Origin of the sequence: Flavobacterium sp. ZB4P23 (genome assembly GCF_003970375.1) — a bacterium.
Taxonomy (GTDB): domain Bacteria; phylum Bacteroidota; class Bacteroidia; order Flavobacteriales; family Flavobacteriaceae; genus Flavobacterium.
The window spans coordinates 229,672-253,215 of record NZ_RYDK01000006.1 but is presented as its reverse complement, the minus strand read 5'-3'; the positions used below and the strand labels follow the sequence as shown (position 1 = coordinate 253,215).

Genomic DNA, 23,544 nt, shown 5'->3' with positions numbered 1-23,544 from the left:
ATGTGTAGACTTGTTACAGGAACCATGAATAAGGTTTTGTTAGCATGAAAAACCGTAAAAAATCAAATATGAATCAGAGCACAATTGTTTTCAGAATGTCTAAAAGCAGTGGTATTTACAATAAATCCAATCGCTATGTAGTACGTATTGATAGCAAAACGGAGTGTGAAATGAACTACAGCAACAACCGGAAAGAATACTGTGTTTTGCCCGGAAAACATACCATAGAAATTGGTGATGGGACTTCTTTTCAAACAGAAGAGATAGTGCTAAAGGCGGGAGAAACGAAAGTACTGAGCATAAATCCTAGTCTTACGTACAATCTTGGATTCGGAATACTGACCGGAATGGTGGTAACCGGTTTGGTTATTCAATTTGCAGTACTTCAAAAATTTTCTCCTGTGATGATTATTCCATTCATGCTTTATTTATTTATTAAAAAAAGAGATTTTAAAAATAGTTTTGCGATAAGTTATTCAAAATAGAAGCAATTATTGAACATAAAAAAGCCTCGTTTAATTGCTTAAACGAGGCTTTTTAGGATCACAATATGTTTTATACTAGTGCTGTTTTCTCTTTTTTAGATTGTTTTCTTAAGGTATATTTCAACCAGAAGAAACCCGTCAGACCAGCAACAAAAGAAGCAATCAGAATGGCAATTTTAGAGTATGTAATAACCTCTTTACCACTTTCTTTGAAAGCAAGAAGGGTAATGAAAATGGACATGGTGAACCCAATTCCACCAAGCATTCCCGCCCCAATTATTTTTTTCCAATTTAAATCTTTGGGCAACGTGCAAATGCCTAAACTCACTCCTAAAAAGGAGAAAAGCCAAATTCCAAGAGGTTTTCCCACCACAAGTCCCAACATGATCCCAATTGTATTGGTATGATTCAATCCTTCTGACCAATCAGAACCAATGGCAATACTGGTATTGGCGATGGCAAAGAGCGGCAGAATCAAAAATGCAACCGGTTTGTGCAAAAAATGCTGTAATTTATAAGAGGATGTTTTCTTGCCTCCGTCTCCAAATGGAATGACAAAAGCCAATAAGACGCCTGTAATAGTGGCGTGAACACCTGAATTCAGCATAAAATACCACATAGCAGCACCCCCAATTAAATAGGGGATAAGGTTGTGAACCTTTCTTTTGTTCAGGATAAATAAACCACCCATAATGGCAAAAGCAATAAACAGATTGGTAAAAGCAATTGTTTTTGTATAAAAAACAGCAATTACCAAAATAGCCCCTAAGTCGTCAATTACAGCAAGGGCAGTAAGGAATACTTTCAGCGAGGTAGGAACCCGATTTCCTAAAAGCGATAAAACTCCAATTGCAAAGGCAATGTCAGTAGCCATAGGAATACCGGCACCATTTTGTGTGGGTGTTCCAAAATTGAGCAGTAAAAAAATTCCTGCCGGAACAATCATCCCGCCTAAAGCACCAAAAACAGGTAAAGTGGCATTTCTAATACTCGACAATTCTCCTTTGTAGATCTCCCGTTCTAGCTCTAAACCAATCAAAAGAAAGAAGATAGTCATCAGTCCGTCATTGATCCAGTGGGTGATCGAATGGTTGCCGACATTGGTTTCCCAAAAGGCAATATAGTCAGTTTGAAAAGGGGAATTAGCAAATAGAAGAGAGAGTATCGTAACTAGGAGTAATAAAAGACCTCCCGCTTTTTCGTTTTCAAAAAAGGCTTTGAATGTTTTTGTTAATCTCATTTGTTGTTTTTCTTTTTCTATAATTAATAGTATAAATGATGAATAGGAATTCTGCAAATTTAAGCTTTTGAAAGCTAATTTCCGTTCTTAAAAGTATAAACCGTAATTTTTTTGTTTCTTTGATGTAGCAAAAACAAAGCAATTATGACCATCAAAATACTTCATATCGACAGCAATCATTCCTTACTGTGGAATGAATTGCAAAAATCCGGGTTTATCAATCACAGTGATTTTACTTCTTCAAAAGAAGAAATCGAAGCTAAAATTCAGGATTATCAAGGAGTTGTGATTCGAAGCCGTTTCAAGATTGACAAAACATTCTTGGACAAAGCTACTAATTTGCAATTCATCGCTCGCGTTGGAGCCGGATTGGAAAGCATTGATTGCGAGCATGCAGCATCTAAAAACATTACACTTATTGCCGCTCCAGAAGGAAATAGAAACGCTGTTGCTGAACACACCTTGGGTATGATCTTATCCATTTTTAATAAATTGAATCAAGCTGACAGCGAGATACGAGCAGGCCATTGGAACCGGGAAAGCAATCGCGGTCAGGAACTTGACGGTAAAACCGTTGGAATTATCGGGTACGGAAACATGGGAAAATCATTTGCCAAAAAACTCCGTGGTTTTGATGTCGAAGTCTTGTGTTATGACATTCAGGAAAATGTGGGTGATGCTAATGCGAAGCAGGTTTCCTTAGCAGAATTTCAGCAAAAAGTAGATGTAGTGAGTTTGCATGTTCCATGGACTTCCGAAACAAATAAAATGGTGAATGCTGATTTTATCAATGGATTTCTTAAGCCTTTTTGGGTTATTAATACCTCTCGAGGCAAGAATATTGTCACTGCCGATTTGGTTACTGCCATGCAATCCGGGAAAATTCTCGGAGCAGGTTTAGATGTTCTGGAATATGAGAAGTTGTCTTTTGAAACCCTTTTTAACGATAAAAACACACCAGAGGCTTTTCAGTATTTGTTGAAAGCCAAAAACGCAATTCTGACGCCACATATTGCCGGTTGGACTTTCGAAAGCCATGAACGATTGGCACAAGTAATCGTTGATAAAATAAAAGCAAAGTATCTTAGTTAGGTAAAATTTGTCGTGCCGTAGCAGCGCAATACGGGAATTGGAGTTTCTTTTTTAAAGTAAAAATTCCTAAAACTCGTCGCTTGTTGCGAAGATAACATCTTGGTTTAAAGTCAATTCGTATCGGTTTACTTTTTGGTGGAAAGACAAAACGGGAAGGATTGTTCTATCCAATGGCAGCCGTTTATGGATGGTACCAATCATTTTAAGCCAAGCGAAAAACGGTTCGTGCAAAATTTTACAGTTGATGATTTAGAACGTTTATTGCAAAATTATCAGATGAAGGTGTAATAATTGTGTGTGTTATGAAGGTTTGTAACCCTAGAAAATTCGGATGGGTTTTGAATAGTGGAGGAAATAAAACCGAATTTTTGAACCAATTGGTAGAGTGTTTCAATAATTTTTATATTTTTAACCATTGAAAAACAATCTAATACAAATTATTTATGCAAAATTCGAAGATTGAAAATTGGAATAATCCGCTGCCAGTTCGTCAAAACAATAAAAAGCTGCCTGCCGGAATTTTAGCGATACTTTTAGGTCCTCTTGCGATTCATAAATTCCTATTGGGGTATACTACTGAAGGGATAATTTGGCTGGTAATTAGTCTTTTTACCTGCGGAACGGTGACATACATTTTAGGTATTATCGAAGGAATAATTTATTTGACAAAATCTGACGAGGAGTTTTACCAAATGTATCAAGTAGGTAAAAAGGCTTGGTTTTAAAACATAAAAAAATCCCGGTTTTAGACTGTCCCCAAAAAGTCAGACACTATTTGGGGGTATTTTTCTACCACAAATTTTACTAATTGCCACGAATTAATTTTGTGCTGATTTGTAAAATTTCTAGCAACTAAGTAATAACCATGGTATAATGTCGTATTTTAAAATCAGGATAAAATTATGTAACAATCTGATTTAAAGCTGTTTTACTTAAAGTTAATTCTTTTGACTTTACGACTTTTAAACTTTCGACTTACTTATTTAATGGGATTCTGAAATTAATCTTCTTTCTCGCTCAGTTTCCGCTCCAATTCTTTCTGGAATTCTTCCATTACGGGCTTCATGGTACTTTCCGGAATGTCTGCAATCCTGATGTACATCAATCCGTCTACGGCATTATTAAACAACGGATCCACATTAAATGCGACCACTTTTGCATTTTGTTTGATGTATTTTTTGATTAAAACCGGCAAACGCAAACTTCCCGGTTCCAGCTCGTCGATAATTTTATCAAACTTATTCAAATCCGATTCGGTTTCGTTAAAAATAAAATCCTTATCGGCATCTTTTAATTTTACTTTATACGCTTTTTTGGGATGAATGTATTGCGCAATATACGGATCATAATAATTGGATTTCATAAATTCAATCATTAGGGATTTAGAAAAATCTGAAAATTGATTACTGATACTCACGCCTCCCAATAAAAATTTATGTTCGGGATAGCGTAAGGTGGTATGCATAATTCCTTTCCAAAGCAGGAAAAGCGGCATTGGTTTTTGTTGGTACTCTTTGATGATAAAAGCGCGTCCCATTTCGATAGATTTGTGCATCATATCATGTAATTCGGGCTCAAACCTAAACAGATCGTTGAGGTAGAATCCATTGATTCCATACTTCGGATAAATTTCTGAACCCAATCCCATTCGGTACGCACCGGCAATCTTATGGGCTTCATTATCCCATAAAAACAAGTGATGATAATATTTATCGTGCTTGTCTAAATCAATAGACTCATTGGTTCCTTCGCCTACTTCTCTGAAAGTGATTTCTCTAAGACGTCCTATTTCATGCAGGATATTTGGAATTTTAGTGGCTTCAGAAAAGAAAACCTCATAATTTTTACTTTGTAAAAGTCGGCAATCGCTATTTCTGGCGGCATCAACTTCGGCAATCATCTTTTCGCTGTTGGCAGCAGTGACAATTGTCTTTGGGCTTTTAGGAATTTTTAAAGTAGGCGTTGGCAAAAAAGGAATTTCTTTCTCAAAAGGATTGGCCAACATGTACGTTTTTTTTCTTAAAAACTCAGAGTATTCCTCTAAAGTCTTGTGCTCATTTTGTTCGCTTACGGAAATTGGTTTACCAATACGCACTTTGATCACACGGCGTTTCTGGCTAAAGACTTCCGAAGGCAGTTTTGCCGTTCTAAAAGTCCCGCTTATTTTAGAAAGCAAATAAAATAATCGACTGTTTTTAGCATGAAAATAAATAGGAACCACAGGCACCTGCGCTTTTCTAATTACTTTGATAGCTCCTTCTTCCCAAGGCTTATCTACCATTAACTTACCATCTTTATAGGTAGAGACTTCGCCTGCGGGAAACATGCCTAAGGGTTTTCCATCGCTTAAATGACGCAGTGTTTCCTTGATTCCCACCACGCTTGATTTAGCATCCTTATGATTTTCAAAAGGATTCACAGGCATGATGTATTTTTTGAGCGGCTTAATTCGGTGTAAAAGAAAATTAGCAATAATCTTGAAATTGGGTTCTCTCTCCAGCATTAATTTCAATAATAAAACCCCGTCAATTCCTCCCAGTGGATGGTTTGAAATCGTGATGTAAGCTCCTTCTTTTGGCAGGCGCTTTAAATCCTCTTCCGGAATTTCAAATTTTATTTGTAAATCATCTAATATTCCATTCAGGAAATTAACATCTTTCAAATGCTTATTTCTGTCGTACATTTTGTTTAAGGTAGAAATCTTTAGCACCTTCATAAGCATCCATCCTGAGAAGGTACCTAGAACTCCATACTTATCAGCATTTATTGCTTTTGCAACTTCTTTGGCGGTTACTAAACCCATGAATTTTTTTCTTTTAAAGCAAGAAACAAAGATAGCAAAAAACTCCATTTTCTCTATTTTTCTGAGTCAAACTTGTACTTTTTTATTACATTTGAAATCGTTATATACACACCATGATTTTTTCTGACAGATTCTAAAAATGCATTTCTAATACCATTTGGGAATTATTTATTTCTACAGAAATTCAAATACACACTTTATGAGAATTATTTCATACAACGTCAACGGAATTAGAGCCGCAATTTCAAAAGGATTTATCGATTGGCTGCAACAGGCAAATCCGGACATCATTTGCCTACAGGAAATCAAAGCCACTGAGGATCAAATTCCTGTGGAGGCTATTGCAAAGGCAGGGTATCCGTATCAATATTATTATTCAGCCACTAAAAAAGGGTACAGCGGCGTAGCGATTCTTTCAAAGATCAAACCTAATAATGTGGTCCACGGAACCGGAATTCACCACATGGATTTTGAAGGAAGAAATCTTCGGGCTGATTTTGATGATTTTTCCGTGATGAGTTTGTACCTGCCATCTGGGACAAATATGGAGCGACTCGACCATAAATTCATGTTTATGGATGATTTTAAGAATTATATTGATGAACTCAAAAAAGAAACGCCAAACTTGATTATCTGTGGCGATTACAACATTTGCCATGAGGCAATTGACATTCATGACCCAATTAGAAACAAGACCGTTTCCGGATTTTTACCCCATGAAAGAACCTGGCTTGACGGATTTATAAAGTCCGGATTTGTCGATAGTTTTCGCCATTTCAACAGTGAACCGCACCAGTATTCCTGGTGGAGTTACCGCGCTGGAGCCAGAGGGAATAACAAAGGGTGGCGCATCGATTATAATTTAGTTGCCAATTCTTTGAAACATAAACTCAAAAGAGCCGTTATTTTATCAGATGCCGTACATTCAGATCATTGCCCGGTCTTGGTAGAATTAGAGTAATCATCTTTAGCGCAGCCAAAGGAGGAGCTATTTCCCGCTATCCGCTACAATCTTTTCTCTCGTTAAAAAACGAGAGAAAAGGATTTTCACTTCTATCGGGGCTAGGGCATCCGAATGCAATTTAAATTTTTGATTTCAAAACAACAATAAAAACGATATAAACACCATTAAAATGATTAAAAAATTTTCCTTAGGATTACTCGTATTGGCACTTTCAACATCCTGCGTGTCAAAAAAAATATACAATGACTTAGAAAGCAAGTATGCGGATTCCAAAAAGGAAAACCGAAGCCTAACGGACGAAAATGAAGATTTGCTGAAAACTAAAAACCAATTGGATTTAGATAGAACTGCTTTAACTTCTGACTTGAGTGCTTCTAAAGCAGCACTTGATAAATTGAAAGCAGATTATGCTGCTGCTCAAAACAAACTCGAAGTCCTGCAGGATTCCTATGCCGCTTTAGAGAAAAACAGCGGAGAGGCTTTACAAAGTAACATGAAGAAAAATCGTGATTTACTAGGCCAATTGGATGAGAAAGCAAAAGCGTTGGCAGTAGAACAAGAGCGTTTGAGCAAAAGTGCCCAGCGTTTGCAAGAATTAGAAGACTTGATCGCCGCCAAAGAAGCCAACATGAAAAAACTAAAAGAAACACTCTCTAATGCTTTGAATAGTTTTGAAGGAAAAGGACTGACTGTCGAACAAAAAAATGGAAAAGTATACGTATCCATGGAGAACAAACTGCTCTTCAATTCCGGAAGTTGGTCAGTAGGTTCCGAAGGGAAAAAGGCAGTAGTAGAATTAGGTAAAGTTTTAGGAGACAATCCTGAAATCTCCGTTCTTATTGAAGGACATACGGATGATGATGCTTTTTCAGCTTCTGGACCAATTGCGGATAACTGGGATTTATCAACCAAAAGAGCCACCGCAATCGTAGCTATTTTGAGCGAAAACTCAAAAATCAACAAACAAAGTCTTACCGCCGCAGGACGAGGAGAGTTCTCTCCGCTAGCCAGCAATGCAACTGCTGACGGAAAAGCGAAGAACCGCAGAATCGAAATCATTCTTACCCCAAGATTAGATGAAATTGCCGAAATGCTGAATGAAATAAATTAAGGTTTAAAGGTTAAAGTATAGAAAGGTTCAGAGTGTATGCTTTGAACCTTTTTTTGTTCTCTACGGGATATTTTATAAAATAATCTCCAGTTTTATAAGTTTAACCATTAAGGAATTAAGAAAATTATGCGTGAATTCTTAATGAAACTTAATCTCTTAATGATTTAAAAAAGGAACCTTTTCTTAACCGCTAATTCGCTAATTTTATCTTTCGTTTCAAGGGCTTTTAATTTGCGAATTCGCGGTTATTTTTTTAACATCCTGTAAACTTTTGTCAATTTTCTGTTAACACTAAATCGTAACCGCAAACTAATTTTATCTTTGTTTTCGAAAATAAAATACAATTTCCTTAAATATGAAATATACAACATTACCAAATACTGATATAAAAGTCAGCAAAATTTGCCTTGGAACCATGACTTTTGGGCAACAAAACACAGAAGCTGATGGTCACGCACAAATGGATTATGCTTTAGAAAACGGAGTCAATTTCTTTGATACTGCCGAAATGTATTCTATTCCGGGGCGTCAGGAAACCTATGGAAGTACAGAGAAAATCCTTGGAACCTGGTTCAAGAAAACAGGGAAAAGAGAAGAAATTGTTTTGGCCTCCAAAATTGCCGGACCCAATCCTAATTTTGGCTACATGAGAGAAAAATTAGATTTTTCGCCCGCCAGTATCAAGTTTGCATTGGACAGTAGTTTGCAACGCCTGCAAACTGATTATCTGGATGTGTACCAATTGCATTGGCCGGAACGTAAAACCAATTATTTTGGACAACGCGGTTTCAAAGTGCAAGACGATGCTTGGGAAGATAATATTCATAATGTGCTGGAAGCATTAGACGGTTTTGTCAAGGAAGGAAAAATAAATCACATAGGTCTTTCAAATGAAAATCCTTGGGGAATTATGCGTTTTCTGGAGGAAAGCAAATACAATAATCTGCCAAGAATAAAGACGATTCAAAATCCGTATTCGTTATTGAACCGACTTTTTGAAAACGGGTCCGCTGAAATTTGCCTGAGAGAAAATGTTGGTTTATTGGCGTATTCTCCAATGGCTTTTGGCGTTTTGTCCGGTAAATTCCTTACTGGCGAAGCGCATCCAAATGCCAGAATCAAATTGTTTCCGCAGTATTCCAGATACAACAGTCCACAATGCACCGAAGCCACGCGGCTATATCAGGAAATCGCTAAGAAAAACGGATTGACCTTGACGGAATTGTCGTTGGCATTTATAGCCCAACAGCTGTTTGTAACCAGCACGATTATTGGTGCAACCACATTGGAACAATTAAAAGAAAATATTGATACCATTCAAGTGTCACTTTCGGATGAAATCTTAAAAGCGATTGATGAAGTGCAAGCCGTGATTCCGGATCCGGCACCTTAATTTAATAAACCCTGTCAGAGTTCCAAAATCTGACAGGGTTGTTTTTAATAATTAAAGATCAAATTCATCATCAACGGCTAAGGAATCCATTTTTATTTGCGTGGAATCTTGTACTTTGAATTTGATAAAAGATTTTGCAGGTCCTGAAATCAATATTGGTAAGGACTTGTAAATCGTGTCTTCAGAAGTCAAAAGTCCTCTTCGAAACATAATATTCGTTAAGAACGATTCTTGTTGTACAGCAAAATCTTTCAACATCCCTTGATCGTTAAACTGATACATGAATTTTTTTGGACTTGGAATAATTCGCGCGAGATACAAGCATTCGTTCAGTGATAATTCCAAAGGCGCTTTTTGAAAGTAAAACTGACTTGCTTCGCCAATTCCATATACATTTGGACCCCATTCGATAATATTAAAATACACTTCGAGCATGCGTTCCTTGTTTACAATCCGGTTGTTTTCCAGAATATAAACCAATAAAATTTCTTCCAGTTTACGGGAAACAGTTTTTTCCCGACTCAGAAAAACATTTTTCACTAATTGCATGCTGATGGTACTGGCGCCGCGGGAAAACTTTTTAGTTTTTATGTTTTTGATGATGGATTGTTTGAAAGCTTCGCTGATAAAACCACGATGCGAAAAGAAAGAAGGATCTTCCGTTGTCAAAACCGACTTTCGTAAATAGGGTGAAATTCGGTCCAGTGGCGTGAAATTTGGATTAGCAGAGCCCACTAAAACCGGACGTTGCAACACGTTCTTTATAAGTGCGCGATACACAAATTCGCCATTGAGTTTGTTCAGGTTGGCTTCACCGTATTTTGTAATTTTTAGATTTTCTTTTTTTAGTTTGCTGTCAAAAACCAGTTGATTGGGTTTGTTTTGGTTGAATGCAAAGTCCAATTTGTAATCAAAAGTACCACTGGCTTTCATGCCTTGAAAATTGGCAAATAAACCGTCTGGAAGCGAAGTGATAAAATCCTGCGCGTTCATTTTTGGAATATTCACTTTGAGTTTATAAATCGTGTCTTTTTCAGTTTCATAAGCCACATAAGGATGAAATTTTATCTTGTTTAACTGAACTGTTGAGGTGCTGTCAATCGAAATAAAATCAGAACCCAAAAGAAAACGGTAGTCAAATTTGGCGTTTTTTAGCAATACATCTTTGCTGGCGATTTTAGGATGGTTGAGTTTTAAATTAGCAATAGCCATAAACCCATCGATATGCAATTCATCACCGTCTTTATCTATGTTTTGAATATTCAAACGAATGGAGTCAAAGCTTGATTTTAGGTTGAACCGCTCGTCTAAATACGGCATTTTGATGGCACAGGTGTCGATATTAACGAATCTAATATCGGCTTTTTTATTTCTGGGATCGGCAAATCCTTTAATTTTCCAGTGCTGAGTAAAGGTGTTGGTTTGCACTTGAATAGCAGTTTCAAGTTGCTTGTTGACCAATCGCAATTTTTGGAAATTGATGTTTGTTTTTTTTTCGTTATCGTTAATTCGGATCGAAAGATTGTTCAGAATCATATCAGTTGGAACTAAATTTAGTACTTTTGAGATGATTCTGTAGGCAAATTGAGCGTAATCTCTTTTCTCATTTTGTACTGGTGTTTGATTGTCCCTCTTTAAAAAAGCATCGTAATTTCCCTTTTTTCCTTTTTTTACTAATTGAATAAAACCATTCTGAACCTCTAAAGTACCAAGTTGTAGGTCGCCGGTTGTCAAATGCCACAAATTAACGCTGGTTTTTAATTTTTTAATTTTAAAAAGCGTATCGGCATTTTTTGGAACCAAAATGATTTCAGTAAGATTTAGACCGGACAATCCTTCAAAAGAAGCTTTTTTTATCGTAAAAGTACTGTTGTAATCCATTTTCATTTCATGGGAAACTTTTGCAATGGTTTGCTGTAAAACGGCATCACGAAAGAGGTAAAAAGCAATAATTATAGTGGTAAACAATACAAAAAGTATTTTTGTTGCTAGAATTATGTTTTGTTTTTTGGTTTTCATAAACAGTTTTAAAAATAAAAGAATCTAAAATACAATGCGTTTGGAGTATTAGTCATAAAGAAAAGGAAAATAATACTAAAGCAGAGTTTTTTATAATTTTCTTTATAGTTTTGATTGTATAAAATGAATGCTATTCCATTTTAGGACATAAAAAAACTACAACATTTCTGCGTTGTAGTTTTTGATATTCTCGGTAGCAGTGCTATTAGTAATTGGATTTCGGTTTTTTATATCCCGATAACGGATTTGCAATCCGTGCCCTTAGAGTATTTGAAAACAAATCAAGACTACAACTTCTGCGTCGTAAACCAAATAATCACAATTAGTTGCAACACTAAATGTATAAGAGAAACGTTATTTTAGATTTGTCAACAAATATCATCCAAACAACTCACTCGCCACATCTTCAATTTTGGCTACTAATCGAATGTTAATTCCGGTATTTTTCAATGCAATTTTATTGTATTTAGAAACAAAAATGGTCGAAAAACCTAATTTTTCCGCTTCCTGAATGCGTTGGTCTACACGGTTTACCGGACGTATTTCACCGGAAAGTCCCACTTCGCCGGCAAAGCAAAAATCTTTATTGACTGCTATATCTTCATTCGAGGACAAAATGGCGGCAACTACAGCCAAATCTATCGCCGGATCATCTACTGAAATTCCTCCGGTTATGTTCAGGAAAACGTCTTTGGCGCCAAGCCTAAAACCGGCTCTTTTCTCTAAAACGGCTAGAATCATATTAAGTCTTTTGGCGTTATACCCCGTCGTGCTGCGTTGTGGCGTTCCATAAACGGCGGTGCTTACCAAGGCTTGAATTTCAATCATCAACGGGCGCATGCCTTCTAAAGTTGAAGCAATTGCTGTTCCCGATAATTCCTCGTCTTTATGCGAAATCAGTATTTCGGATGGATTCGAAACTTCGCGTAAACCATTGCCCAGCATTTCATAAATACCAATTTCAGCAGTGGATCCGAAACGGTTTTTTAACGAACGTAAAATGCGATATACGTGATTTCGGTCACCTTCAAACTGCAAAACTGTGTCCACCATGTGTTCTAGGATTTTTGGTCCGGCAATGTTACCGTCTTTGGTGATATGACCAATCAGAATCACTGGAATATTAGTTTCTTTGGCAAATTTGATTAGTTCGGCAGTGGTTTCCCGTATTTGAGAAATACTGCCGGGAGTGGATTCGATATAATCCGTATGCAAGGTTTGAATGGAATCGATAATCACGATTTCCGGTTGTATGGCTTCAATTTGCTTGAAGATGTTTTGGGTTTTGGTTTCGGTAAGAATATAGCAATTGTAACCGCTGGGCGTGATTCTTTCGGCACGCATTTTTATTTGTTTCTGACTTTCCTCGCCTGAAACATATAAAGTTTTATACGGTAATTTTAAAGAGATTTGGAGCAACAGTGTGCTTTTTCCTATGCCGGGTTCACCACCTAAAAGGATCAAGGAGCCGGGAACGATTCCGCCACCCAGAACGCGATTTAGTTCGCCATCTGTCGTGTCCATTCGGATTTCCTGAGCAGAATCAATTTCGTTTATTCGTAACGGTTTTGGTGCTTTACTGCTAGAAGTAGTTTCGCTTTTCCAAGCTGTTTTTTCTTGTTTCTGTATAATTTCTTCTGCTATTGTATTCCATTCTTTACAGGAATTGCATTGTCCTTGCCATTTGGCATATTGTGCGCTACAGTTTTGGCAAAAAAAAGTTGTTTTTACTTTTGACATTATTTTTTTGGTATTTGGCTTTTCATAGCATCCTGTTTTTCTAGTAGCAACCGTTTGGTTAAAGTACGGGTATTTCACGCTCACTAGGAGAAGCAATATACTACATTATAAAAAATTAGCCACTGTTGCTTTTCTTTTTCTTATTTAAAAAATAGAGCATCAGTGGCTGGAAGTGACAAGGGCCTTTTGCGTATCATAAACGATACCATAAAGAGCCGTTTTAGAATGGAATGTTTTAGGTCAAAGAATTGTCTTTTTCATTGGGAAAAACAACCCAAGGCTTGAAGGTTTTGGCTTCTTCAAATTCCATTGTTGCGTATGAGATGATGATGATGATGTCGTCTTTTTGCACTTTTCTGGCCGCAGGTCCGTTGAGGGTTATGGTTCCTGAATTTCTTTCGCCTTTGATGGCGTAGGTTTCAAAACGTTCACCATTATTGATGTTTACAATAGACACTTTCTCCCCCTCAATGATGTTAGAAGCATCCAGTAACGTTTCGTCAATGGTAATACTTCCGATATAATTCAGATCGGCTCCCGTTACTTTAACGCGGTGAATTTTTGATTTTAAAACTTGAATTTGCATGCTACAAAAGTAAATTAATTTAATGAAATGGTGTCAATCAAACGAATATTGTTGACTATTACAACAATAAAGGCACGGTATTTTTTATTTTTATATTTTCGGGTACACGGAAGCAGGGTTGCTTCATCAGCAATAACGAAATATTCCAATACAAAAGTAGGATTGTTCCGGAATGATTTTTGAACCCATTCTGAAATTTCTGCGGTACTTTTTGTAAAAAACTGGGCTTTTACAGAAGTTAATATTTTGTAGATGATAGCTGCTTCGGCTCTTTCCAGAGCTGATAAACGCTCATTTCTGGAACTCATGGCCAGATTGTTAGGCTCTCTAAAAATGGGGCAGCCAATTATGGTTATGTTTAAATGGTTTTTAGCTACCATTTTTTTTACGATTTGCAATTGCTGAAAATCTTTTTCCCCAAAATAGGCTTTTGTAGGTTGAACAATCTCAAAAAGACGTTTTACAATTGTACCGACACCATTAAAATGTCCGGGTCTGAACTTGCCTTCCATTTGATTTTCAAGTCCATCAAAATCAAAATGTTCAGCAAGGGGTGTTCCATCATAAATATCGACCACCTCAGGGGCGTATAAAATGATATTTGGATTCAAAGCCGTAAGTTTTTTTACGTCTTCATCAAATGTTCTTGGGTATTTTGCCAGATCTTCGGAATTGTTGAATTGAGTAGGATTGACAAAAATACTCACTACCGTATTCTCATTTTCCAACAATGATTTTTGCATTAATGCCAGATGACCTTGGTGTAAAGCACCCATAGTTGGAACAAATCCAATGGTGGAGTGAAGTGCTTTTATAGGTTTCAAATAGTTCATTAAAGATGCTTTTCCGTAGAAAATAGGCATGACTGTATTATTAAAATTAAATGCAAACTTACTATTTTAGTTAATAACTGCATAAATTATTGTAATTTTGCACTGTTTTTATTGCCAATAAATTAAGTAAATTATAATATGAAAGATAAGAGGATATTATACGTATCATCTGAAGTGGTGCCTTATCTCGCTGAAAACGAGGTTTCTTTAATGTCTTATGACGTTCCAAAAATGATTAATGATCAAGGCGGACAGATAAGAATTTTTATGCCAAGGTATGGAAATATTAACGAGAGAAGACATCAGTTGCACGAAGTTATCAGACTTTCGGGCATGAATTTGGTAGTGAATGACTTGGATATGCCTTTGATTATTAAAGTGGCATCTATACCAAAGGAACGAATACAAGTGTATTTTATTGATAATGATGAATATTTCAAGCGCAAAGCGACTTTTGCAGATGAAGAAGGCGTGATGTATCCGGATAACGATGAGCGTGCTATTTTCTTTGCAAAAGGAGTGGTAGAAACCGTGAAAAAACTCAATTGGGTGCCAGATATTATTCATGTTCATGGCTGGATGGCGGCAATGTTGCCCATTTACATGAAACATTATTATAAAAATGAAGCATTGTTTTCAGAGACAAAAATCGTTACATCGGTTTACAGTCAGTCTTTTGAAGGAACTTTAGATGCTGGAATGATTAATAAAGTAAAATTTGATGGCATACCTAAAGAAGATATTGCTGATCTTGAAATCCCGGATTATGAAAATATTATTAAGGCCACGATAAAACATTCTGACGCTGTGATTATTGCCTCGGAAAACCTGTCTTCAAGTTTAACAAAATTTATAGAATCTTCAGGAAAACCTTTTTTATCTTTCGTCCCGAAAGATGCATTCGCGGAAGCTTATACTAATTTCTACAGAAACGAGGTTCTTTAAATTAAACTTTTTTATTAAATATGTACAATAATTCTTTCTTTAAGAAAATTCTGGTAGTGGCAAGTATTGCTTTTTTATATTCTTGTGATAAAGATTATAATGAAATTGGAGCGGGTTTAATAGGTGAAAATAATTTTAACCTGGAAAAAGAAACGTATGATGTAATAGCCTACAATCAAAAAACGGGGCCAATACAATCTAATAATCTTGCGGTAAGTCCTTTAGGGATTTTTAATAATCCTAATTTTGGCGAAGTAACAGCAAATTATGGTACACAATTGACATTGGTCACTCCTATATCTACTATAGGTGCAAATGCTTATATAGAAAGTGTAATCTTAACAATTCCATATTTTAGCACATTGACCTCCTCATCTACCACAACGGGAAATGTGTATCGCTTAGATTCAATTTATGGTGTTGAAAAAGCTAAAATGAAAATTAGCATCTATGAGTCGGGTTACTACATGAGAGATGCGGATCCGGTAGGTGGTTTTCAACAGGCTCAAAATTATTTTACAAACCAAAATACAGAATTTGATAATGTTAAAGTATCCAGTCGTTTAAATGACGCTGTGGATACAGCACAAAACGATGCTTTTTTCTTTGATCCTGCGGAGCATGTAGTTGCGCTTACGGATTCCTTAACTAATGCTGTTACCACAACAAGAACGGCTCCAGGAATGCAAATTAGTCTAAATAGAGGCTATTTTAAAACAAGGATAATAGATGCTGTTGCTTCGGGGAAATTAGCAACAAATGATGTTTTTAAAGACTATTTTAGAGGCCTGTACTTTAAAATGGAGAAAGCGGCAGGAAGTACCGGTAATTTAGCAATGTTGGACTTTAAAGCAGGAAAAATTACGATAAAATACAATGAAGATTTGGCCTCAACTACTGGAGGGAGCCCAACACGAGTTAAAAAAACCATAGTGATGAACCTGACAGGAAACTGTGTTAGTTTGTTAGAAAACAATTTTGGAAGTAGCGGACTTGCCTATAATGCTTTGCCTAATACGGGAAATACTTCGGAAGGAGACGAGAAATTATACCTTAAAGGGGGCCAAGGATCCGTTGCAGTATTGAGTCTTTTTAACACTCCGGGTCAGTTAGAAGCCATTAGGAACAGTGGCTGGTTGATCAATGAAGCAAGTCTTGTTTTTCATATTGATGCGGAGGCTATGTCAGGTAGTTATGAACCAAAAAGGATCTATCTATATGATTTTAATAATAATCGGCCTATTGTGGATTATTATATGGACTTAACGTCTAATACTGCCAATCTCAAAAAAGCAAAAACAGTTTTTGATGGGAATATTAACGTAAATGCTACTTCCAAAAAAGGGTTGACATACAAGATTAGAATAACCAATCAAATACGAAATCTTATCAATGTTAAGGATTCAACTAATGTCAAATTAGGTGTTGTTGTTACCGAAGACATCAGTGTATTTCCTTCCCATAAATTGAGAACTCCTAATTCTTTTATCACCGGAGCGCCAAAAGCTTCTGTTATGAGTCCTTTGGGAACTATTTTATATGGCTCAAAATCTACCGTCCCAGTTGATAAACGATTGAAACTTGAAATTTTTTATACAAAACCAAATTAAGTCAAATTTATGTGTGGAATCGTTGGATATATCGGTTATAGAGAAGCTTATCCTATTGTAATAAAGGGATTAAAAAGGCTTGAGTACAGAGGGTATGATAGTGCCGGTGTCATGCTATATGATGGCGAAAACTTGAAACTGTGTAAGACAAAAGGAAAGGTTTCTGATCTGGAGGAGAGCGCTTCTTCTAGCATTACTACCAACGGAACAATTGGAATAGGACACACACGTTGGGCTACTCATGGAGTTCCTAATGATGTAAATTCGCATCCGCATCTTTCTAATTCGGGAGATCTAGCTATAATCCATAACGGAATTATTGAAAACTATTCGCCCTTAAAGGCAGAGTTGATAAAAAGAGGGTATGTATTTCATTCAGATACGGATACCGAGGTGTTAGTGAATCTAATTGAAGAAGTACAAAAAAAAGACAATCTAAAATTAGGCAAAGCAGTTCAGGTCGCTTTAAACCAAGTGGTGGGCGCTTATGCAATTGCTGTTTTTGATAAAAAAAATCCAAATGAAATTGTGGCTGCCCGTCTGGGAAGTCCATTGGCTATAGGTGTTGGAGAAGGAGAGTTTTTCATTGCCTCTGATGCCTCCCCATTCATAGAATATACATCGAATGCTATTTATTTAGAAGACGGTGAAATGGCGAATATCAGGTTGCACAAACCGATGAAAATCCGAAAAATTAAAGATGATTCTTTAGTAAATCCGAATATTCAGGAACTTCAAATGAATTTGGAGCAAATTGAAAAAGGAGGATATGATCATTTCATGCTGAAAGAAATTTATGAGCAGCCAAGTGTTATCAAAGATACTTATCGTGGAAGGCTTCATGCTAATCAGGGATTGATTCAAATGTCTGGTGTGGAAGATAATTTAGAAAAATTTTTAAACGCCGATAGAATTATAATCGTTGCTTGCGGTACTTCTTGGCATGCCGGTTTAGTTGCGGAATATATATTTGAAGAATTTGCCCGTATCCCAGTTGAAGTTGAATATGCATCAGAATTCCGTTATAGAAATCCTATAATTAACAGTAAAGATGTTGTGATCGCCATCTCTCAATCTGGAGAAACAGCAGATACAATGGCAGCAATTAAGTTAGCCAAAGAAAACGGGGCATTTGTTTTTGGAGTATGCAATGTGGTAGGTTCTTCTATTTCTAGAGAAACACATGCTGGAGCCTATACACATGCCGGACCTGAGATAGGTGTTGCTTCGACCAAGGCTTTTACCACTCAAATTACGGTTTTGACTATGATTGCGTTGCGTTTGGCTAAAGCCAAAGGGACATTGTCAAATTCTGTTTTTCATGCTTATTTACAGGAATTAGAAATTATACCTGAAAAAGTAAAAGAAGCTTTAGAGACAAACGAGAGAGCAAAAGAAATTGCGGCGATGTTTAAAGATGCTCCAAATTGTCTTTATCTGGGGAGAGGCTATAACTTTCCTGTAGCGCTTGAAGGAGCCTTAAAGCTAAAAGAGATTTCCTATATTCATGCTGAAGGTTATCCTGCTGCTGAAATGAAACATGGACCAATTGCACTGATAGATGAACACATGCCAGTAGTCGTTATTGCGCCTAAACAAGGCCATTACGATAAAATTGTAAGTAATATACAAGAAATAAAATCCAGAAGTGGTAAAATTATAGCAGTGGTGACTAAAGGCGATACTCAAGTTAGGGAGTTAGCAGATTATGTTATCGAAATACCAGAAACTTCAGATGCTTTATCGCCGCTGATAACTACAATTCCGTTACAGCTCTTGTCGTACCATATTGCTGTTATGCGGGAATGCAATGTAGATCAACCTCGTAATTTAGCAAAGTCGGTTACTGTAGAATAAAATAAAATATAATAGGGATATTACTGATATCCTTTTTAGTAGTGCCAGCCTCGAAAGAAAAACTTTCGAGGCTTTTTTTATTAGTACTTCTTTTGTCTTTAATTTTTTTCCGAAATACAAACGAATCATAAATGTTTTGCTCTTTTGACACTTTTATCATATATCCAAAAATCAATAATAATTTTGTGATAAATGTATTTTTTATATGCATGCATAGTGAAATTTTGATTTTTTAATCTAAATTTTAACATTTTGAAATAAAATATAAATGTAGAATAACTGCAAATGAGGCAAAATTACTGATAAATATGAAATTTTACAGGTGATTTTTTATTAATATCAAAAATATTTGTACTTTGGCTTCCTAAACCAACAAAATAGAACCCAATGAGAGTGTATTTACTTTTTTTGTTATTGTTTTTTTGCAGTCTAACCTTTGCTCAAAACTCAATTTCAGGTACTGTTACTGATAGTAACAACCAACCAATTCCTGGAGCCAACATCAAGATAGTTGGAGATGCTTCTGGTACAATTACGGATCTAGACGGTTCTTTTGTATTGCAATCCTCTAAAAAACCACCTTATTCAATTGAGGTGACCAGTGTGGGGTTTGTTTCTCAACAAATTAGTGTTGTTTCTAGTAGTCAAAAACTACTCATAAAGCTTTTAGATGAAGAGAACAAGCTAGATGAGATCGTTGTTTCTGCTTCAAGAACACCAGAACGAGTGATCGAGTCTCCGGTTACTATTGAAAGAATGGGAATTCAGCAGATAAAAAACACCACGGCGCCAACCTTTTATGATGGTTTAGAAAACCTGAAAGAGGTGCATTTTAATACCAGTAGTATTTCCTTTAAATCGATTAATACAAGGGGGTTTTCAACTGTCGCCAATACGCGTTTCATGCAACTGGTAGACGGAATGGATAATTCATCTCCGGCCTTAAACTTTGTTTTGGGGAATTTAATAGGACTTTCTGATATTGATGTTGCTAATGTAGAATTACTGCCGGGAGCTTCCTCTGCATTGTATGGTGCAAATGCTTTCAATGGTATTTTATTTATGAACAGTAAAAATCCGTTCACAAATCAAGGGATCAGTACCTACGTAAAATATGGACAAACAACCCAGAAAGTAGCAGGAACTAATGATTATTTTGATTTTGGACTTAGAGCTGCCAAAGCGTTCAGCAAGCATTTTGCCGCCAAAGGGAATTTTAATTTTATGAGAGCTACAGAATGGATTGCTGCTGATCAAAGAAGCGTTACTGGCGGATCAATAGGTCATGCTAATAATCAAAATTATGACGGATTAAATTTATACGGTGATGAGGTAACTACTTTCATCACTAATGTTGGTCAGGTAAGCAGAACGGGATACCGGGAACAAGACCTGAATGACAATAAAGTAAGAAGTGTAAAGGCAGATTTTTCTTTACATTTTAAACCATGGGAAGGGGAAACCGAAATTATATTACAGCACAAAATAGGTTTGGGGAGCACTATTTATCAAGGAGCGAATAGATATGCACTCAATGATTTCTTTATGCAACAAACTAAAATAGAAGTAAAAGGAAAAAATTTCTTTGTAAGAGGGTACATAACGGATGAAGATGCAGGGAATTCCTATGACATGCGTTTTGCTGCTTGGAATGTTAATAGAGCGGCAAAATCAGATACAGAATGGTTTACGAACTATGCTACAGCATATCAACTTTCAGGTGCAGTTTTGGGAACTAATGCACAGTTATCTGCTGCGAATGCAAGGAACTATGCCGATTACAATATTAAACCGGCTGGACTTCCTTTTTTGCCAACTCCAACAGGGAGTGCGCGATTTGAACCGGGTTCGGTACAATTCAATCGTGCTTTGGCGGCTGCAATCGCGGAACCGGATCTAACCAAAGGAGCTAAATTTATTGATCAATCAAAAATTTACCATTCAGATGTAAATTATAATTTTAAAGATCTAATAAAATTTGCAGAGATCCAATTAGGAGGGTCATTCAGACAATATGAAATGAATTCTCAGGGAACAATCTTTACTGATTTTGATGGTCCTTTACGTTATAATGAGTATGGTGCTTATACGCAATTAACTAAAAAATTCTTAGATGACCGATTGAAATTTACTGGGTCTGCACGGTACGATAAAAGTCAAAATTTTAATGGAAATATATCCCCTCGTGTCTCTTTAGTGTATTCTGCGGGAGAGTCAAAAAGACATAATTTCAGGGTTTCTTATCAAACTGGTTTTAGAAATCCAACAACTCAAGACCAGTATATTGGTCTTGACTTAGGGCCATTTGCTTTAATTGGTTCAGCTCCTGAAAACTTAGATCGTTTTACAGAGGTTAGAGGAGTTAGTGCGGCGGGACAAGCAATGGGCGTTCCTGCTACGTTAACATTAACAGGACAAAATGCGTATAACAATTCGTTTACGCTAGCTTCAGTTCGGGCTTTTAGTGCGGCAATAGCGGCAAATCCAGCTAATGTTCCGGCTGCAGCAGCTTTGTTGCAAGTGGCTAATATAGGGCTGGTAAAGCCAGAAGAAGTTCAGGCACTTGAGCTAGGATATCGTACGGTTGTAAATAATGACTTATCAATTGATATTAATGGATATTACAATGTGTATAATGATTTCATGAATGTTTCAAGAGTAATTAGTCCTTATTATGGGGACGTTAACACGACATTTGATTTTGGAAATCCAGCAACTTTAGCGACGCTTTCTGCATTAAGTAATGGAGATAGAAGAGTGTACCAAGTGTATACGAATACTACTGCAAAAATCACGTCTCAAGGTTTTGGTGTAGGCTTGTCTAAGAAAGTGTATAAAGATTTTGAGGTTGGTGTAAATTATAATTTTGCTGAATTTAGTTTTGATCAAGCAGAAGATCCAGGTTTTGTAGCTGGTTTCAATACGCCAAAACATAGGGTTAAAGCATCTGTAGGAAATGATAAATTATTCAAAAATTTTGGTTTTAATATCAATGCGAGATACAATACGGAATATTTATGGCAGTCCTCTTTTGCTGATGGAATTGTTCCTGAAAACACGGTCTTAGATGCTCAGATTAATTATGGTTTTCCGGCCTTAAAATCAGTGCTTAAAGTGGGAGCTACTAATATTGGAGGAAGGGATTATATTCAGGTAATTGGAGCGGGTGCCATCGGACAGCAATGGTTTGCTTCTTGGACAATTAATCCGTAGTTCAGAAAAGTCAATAATTTTAAAAAATATATTATGATAAAAAATTTCAAATGGCTGTTGTTGATTTCGCTAACCTTCGCAGCATGTAATAACGAGGATGACAATGCTGGGCCAGTTGAGGTTCCTATAACTTCCGGAACAGCAAGTTTTTCAAAATACGTTGCTTTAGGAGATTCATTTGCCGCAGGATATAGTGATGGCGCTCTTTTCAAAAAAGGACAAGAAAATTCGTATGTAAACATCCTGTCGCAACAGTTCGCTTTAGCAGGTGGTGGTGAATTTAAAACGCCATACACCAATGATAATATTGGTGGCTTATTGTTGGGAGGGAATGTAATTGCAACAAATAGGTTGTATTTTAATGGTTCAGGACCTGTTCAGGTAAGCGGTACTCCTACCACAGTAGTTACAAATAAAGTAGCTGGGCCTATTAACAACCTAGGAATTCCAGGGGCTAAAAGTTTTCATTTAGTAGCCCCGGGCTATGGAAACGTAGCCGGAGTGGCTTCTGGTGCGGCTAACCCGTATTTTGCTCGTTTTGCTTCAGCTTCAGGAACGACTGTTTTAGCAGATGCCCTGACTCAAGCACCAACGTTCTTCTCCTTGTGGATTGGCGGGAATGATGTCTTGACGTACGCTACCTCTGGAGGTATAGGAGTGGACAGAACCGGAAATTTTAACCCTGCTACTTATGGTTCTAATGATATTACAGATCCAACTGTTTTTGCAAATGTGTATACCGGGCTGGTGAATGCCTTGACGGCTAATGGTGCAAAAGGGGTGGTTGCGAATCTTCCTTATGTAACTACACTTCCTTATTTTACAACAGTTCCTTATAATCCAGTTCCATTGACTGCCGCTGTGGCTGCACAATTAAATGGAGGTTATGCTGCTTATAATGGAGGTTTGCAGGCAATGGTCACTAATGGGTTACTTACAGCAGCTGAAGCAACAAGAAGAACTGTTAAGTTTGCTGCAGGAGCGAATGCCGTGGTGATTGTAGATAGCTATTTGACAAATTTGAGTGCTTTTGGAGTTCCTTCGTTCAGACAAGCAACTAAAGAAGATCTTTTAGTGCTTACGTCGAGAACTTTTATTGGAACACTAGTAGGAGGGAATGCTGCAGCCGTAAACGGCGTTTCGGTGCCTCTTGCTGACAACTGGGTTTTATCTAAAGCGGAGGTGGCGGAAGTCAAAGTTGCTACAGATGCTTATAATGTTACCATCAAAGCAGTTGCTGATGCTAAAGGATTAGCTTTTGTAGATGCTAAAGCCACTATGGCACAACTGTCTTCAAGCGGAATTCGTTTTGGGAATTTTCATATTACGGCGGCTTATGTTACTGGTGGTGCTTTTTCACTCGATGGAGTGCATCCCAGCGCAAGGGGATATGCATTAATAGCAAACCTTTTTGCAAATTCTATAAATGCTAAATATACAGCTACGCTAAGACCTGTTGATTTAGGGCTCTACCCTATTCAATATCCGGCTTCTATTCAATAATTAGAATTTGATTTTCTATAATAACAACCACCCGTTTGATGACGTGGTGGTTGTTTATTTTAGTGACAACTCGGTCTTTTGTTAGTTTCTAAGTCGTTTCTAAATAATCTATTAAAAAAATATCTTTTTTTATAAAAAAATATCTTGATT

The 23,544-nt window shown here is 36.7% G+C and carries 17 protein-coding genes; 11 read left to right on the top strand and 6 right to left on the bottom strand.

All coding sequences use genetic code 11. The features are described 5' to 3' along the window. Positions 1 to 68 precede the first annotated feature (68 nt). Positions 69 to 485, top strand: a complete 417-nt coding sequence (locus tag EKL99_RS11595; RefSeq protein WP_126576994.1) for a hypothetical protein — start codon at positions 69 to 71, stop codon at positions 483 to 485. Positions 486 to 555: 70 nt separating this feature from the next. Here EKL99_RS11595 and nhaA read toward each other — a convergent pair whose 3' ends face one another. Then, on the bottom strand, positions 556 to 1,725 hold the full coding sequence (gene nhaA / locus EKL99_RS11590; protein ID WP_126576993.1) for a Na+/H+ antiporter NhaA: 1,170 nt from the start codon (positions 1,723 to 1,725) through the stop codon (positions 556 to 558). 144 nt (positions 1,726 to 1,869) lie between these two features. On the opposite strand from nhaA, the gene EKL99_RS11585 reads away from it, so the two are divergent. Together EKL99_RS11585 and EKL99_RS11580 are read left to right on the top strand one after the other, a co-directional pair. Next, positions 1,870 to 2,817, top strand: coding sequence for a 2-hydroxyacid dehydrogenase (locus tag EKL99_RS11585; protein ID WP_126576992.1), 948 nt, complete (start codon positions 1,870 to 1,872; stop codon positions 2,815 to 2,817). A gap of 443 nt (positions 2,818 to 3,260) precedes the next feature. Beyond that, on the top strand, positions 3,261 to 3,542 hold the full coding sequence (locus EKL99_RS11580) for a TM2 domain-containing protein (RefSeq protein WP_126451929.1): 282 nt from the start codon (positions 3,261 to 3,263) through the stop codon (positions 3,540 to 3,542). Between the two features lie 275 nt (positions 3,543 to 3,817). Here EKL99_RS11580 and EKL99_RS11575 read toward each other — a convergent pair whose 3' ends face one another. Further along, positions 3,818 to 5,620, bottom strand: coding sequence for a lysophospholipid acyltransferase family protein (locus EKL99_RS11575; protein ID WP_126457917.1), 1,803 nt, complete (start codon positions 5,618 to 5,620; stop codon positions 3,818 to 3,820). Positions 5,621 to 5,819: 199 nt separating this feature from the next. Between EKL99_RS11575 and EKL99_RS11570 the strand changes: the two genes are divergently transcribed. The 3 genes from EKL99_RS11570 (at position 5,820) to EKL99_RS11560 (ending at position 9,088) form a co-directional block, all read left to right on the top strand. Next, positions 5,820 to 6,581, top strand: a complete 762-nt coding sequence (locus EKL99_RS11570; RefSeq protein WP_126457920.1) for an exodeoxyribonuclease III — start codon at positions 5,820 to 5,822, stop codon at positions 6,579 to 6,581. Between the two features lie 172 nt (positions 6,582 to 6,753). Further along, positions 6,754 to 7,695 (top strand): OmpA family protein, encoded by a 942-nt coding sequence (locus EKL99_RS11565; protein ID WP_126457923.1) that lies wholly within the window; start codon positions 6,754 to 6,756, stop codon positions 7,693 to 7,695. A 355-nt stretch (positions 7,696 to 8,050) separates the two neighbouring features. After that, positions 8,051 to 9,088 carry an aldo/keto reductase gene (locus tag EKL99_RS11560; RefSeq protein ID WP_126576991.1) on the top strand — a complete coding sequence of 346 codons (1,038 nt, stop codon included), beginning with the start codon at positions 8,051 to 8,053 and terminating at the stop codon, positions 9,086 to 9,088. 51 nt (positions 9,089 to 9,139) lie between these two features. Here EKL99_RS11560 and EKL99_RS11555 read toward each other — a convergent pair whose 3' ends face one another. From EKL99_RS11555 to panC, 4 genes are all read right to left on the bottom strand, one after another. Continuing rightward, positions 9,140 to 11,107 carry a biosynthetic peptidoglycan transglycosylase gene (locus tag EKL99_RS11555; RefSeq protein ID WP_126576990.1) on the bottom strand — a complete coding sequence of 656 codons (1,968 nt, stop codon included), beginning with the start codon at positions 11,105 to 11,107 and terminating at the stop codon, positions 9,140 to 9,142. 378 nt (positions 11,108 to 11,485) lie between these two features. Beyond that, positions 11,486 to 12,847 (bottom strand): DNA repair protein RadA, encoded by a 1,362-nt coding sequence (gene radA / locus EKL99_RS11550; protein ID WP_126576989.1) that lies wholly within the window; start codon positions 12,845 to 12,847, stop codon positions 11,486 to 11,488. 235 nt (positions 12,848 to 13,082) lie between these two features. Continuing rightward, positions 13,083 to 13,433 (bottom strand): aspartate 1-decarboxylase, encoded by a 351-nt coding sequence (panD, locus tag EKL99_RS11545; protein WP_126451936.1) that lies wholly within the window; start codon positions 13,431 to 13,433, stop codon positions 13,083 to 13,085. A 14-nt stretch (positions 13,434 to 13,447) separates the two neighbouring features. Further along, positions 13,448 to 14,296 carry a pantoate--beta-alanine ligase gene (gene panC, locus EKL99_RS11540; RefSeq protein WP_126561311.1) on the bottom strand — a complete coding sequence of 283 codons (849 nt, stop codon included), beginning with the start codon at positions 14,294 to 14,296 and terminating at the stop codon, positions 13,448 to 13,450. A gap of 108 nt (positions 14,297 to 14,404) precedes the next feature. On the opposite strand from panC, the gene EKL99_RS11535 reads away from it, so the two are divergent. The 5 genes from EKL99_RS11535 (at position 14,405) to EKL99_RS11515 (ending at position 23,394) form a co-directional block, all read left to right on the top strand. Next, complete coding sequence (locus EKL99_RS11535) at positions 14,405 to 15,211, top strand: glycogen/starch synthase (protein ID WP_126457938.1); 807 nt, start codon at positions 14,405 to 14,407, stop codon at positions 15,209 to 15,211. Positions 15,212 to 15,231: 20 nt separating this feature from the next. Then, positions 15,232 to 16,821 (top strand): DUF4270 domain-containing protein, encoded by a 1,590-nt coding sequence (locus EKL99_RS11530; protein ID WP_126576988.1) that lies wholly within the window; start codon positions 15,232 to 15,234, stop codon positions 16,819 to 16,821. Between the two features lie 9 nt (positions 16,822 to 16,830). After that, a complete protein-coding gene (gene glmS, locus EKL99_RS11525) occupies positions 16,831 to 18,678 on the top strand; it encodes a glutamine--fructose-6-phosphate transaminase (isomerizing) (protein WP_126457944.1) in 1,848 nt (615 codons plus the stop codon). A gap of 387 nt (positions 18,679 to 19,065) precedes the next feature. Further along, a complete protein-coding gene (locus tag EKL99_RS11520; protein ID WP_126576987.1) occupies positions 19,066 to 21,891 on the top strand; it encodes a carboxypeptidase-like regulatory domain-containing protein in 2,826 nt (941 codons plus the stop codon). Between the two features lie 33 nt (positions 21,892 to 21,924). Next, positions 21,925 to 23,394 carry an SGNH/GDSL hydrolase family protein gene (locus EKL99_RS11515; protein ID WP_126457950.1) on the top strand — a complete coding sequence of 490 codons (1,470 nt, stop codon included), beginning with the start codon at positions 21,925 to 21,927 and terminating at the stop codon, positions 23,392 to 23,394. The last annotated feature ends 150 nt before the right edge of the window (positions 23,395 to 23,544 follow it).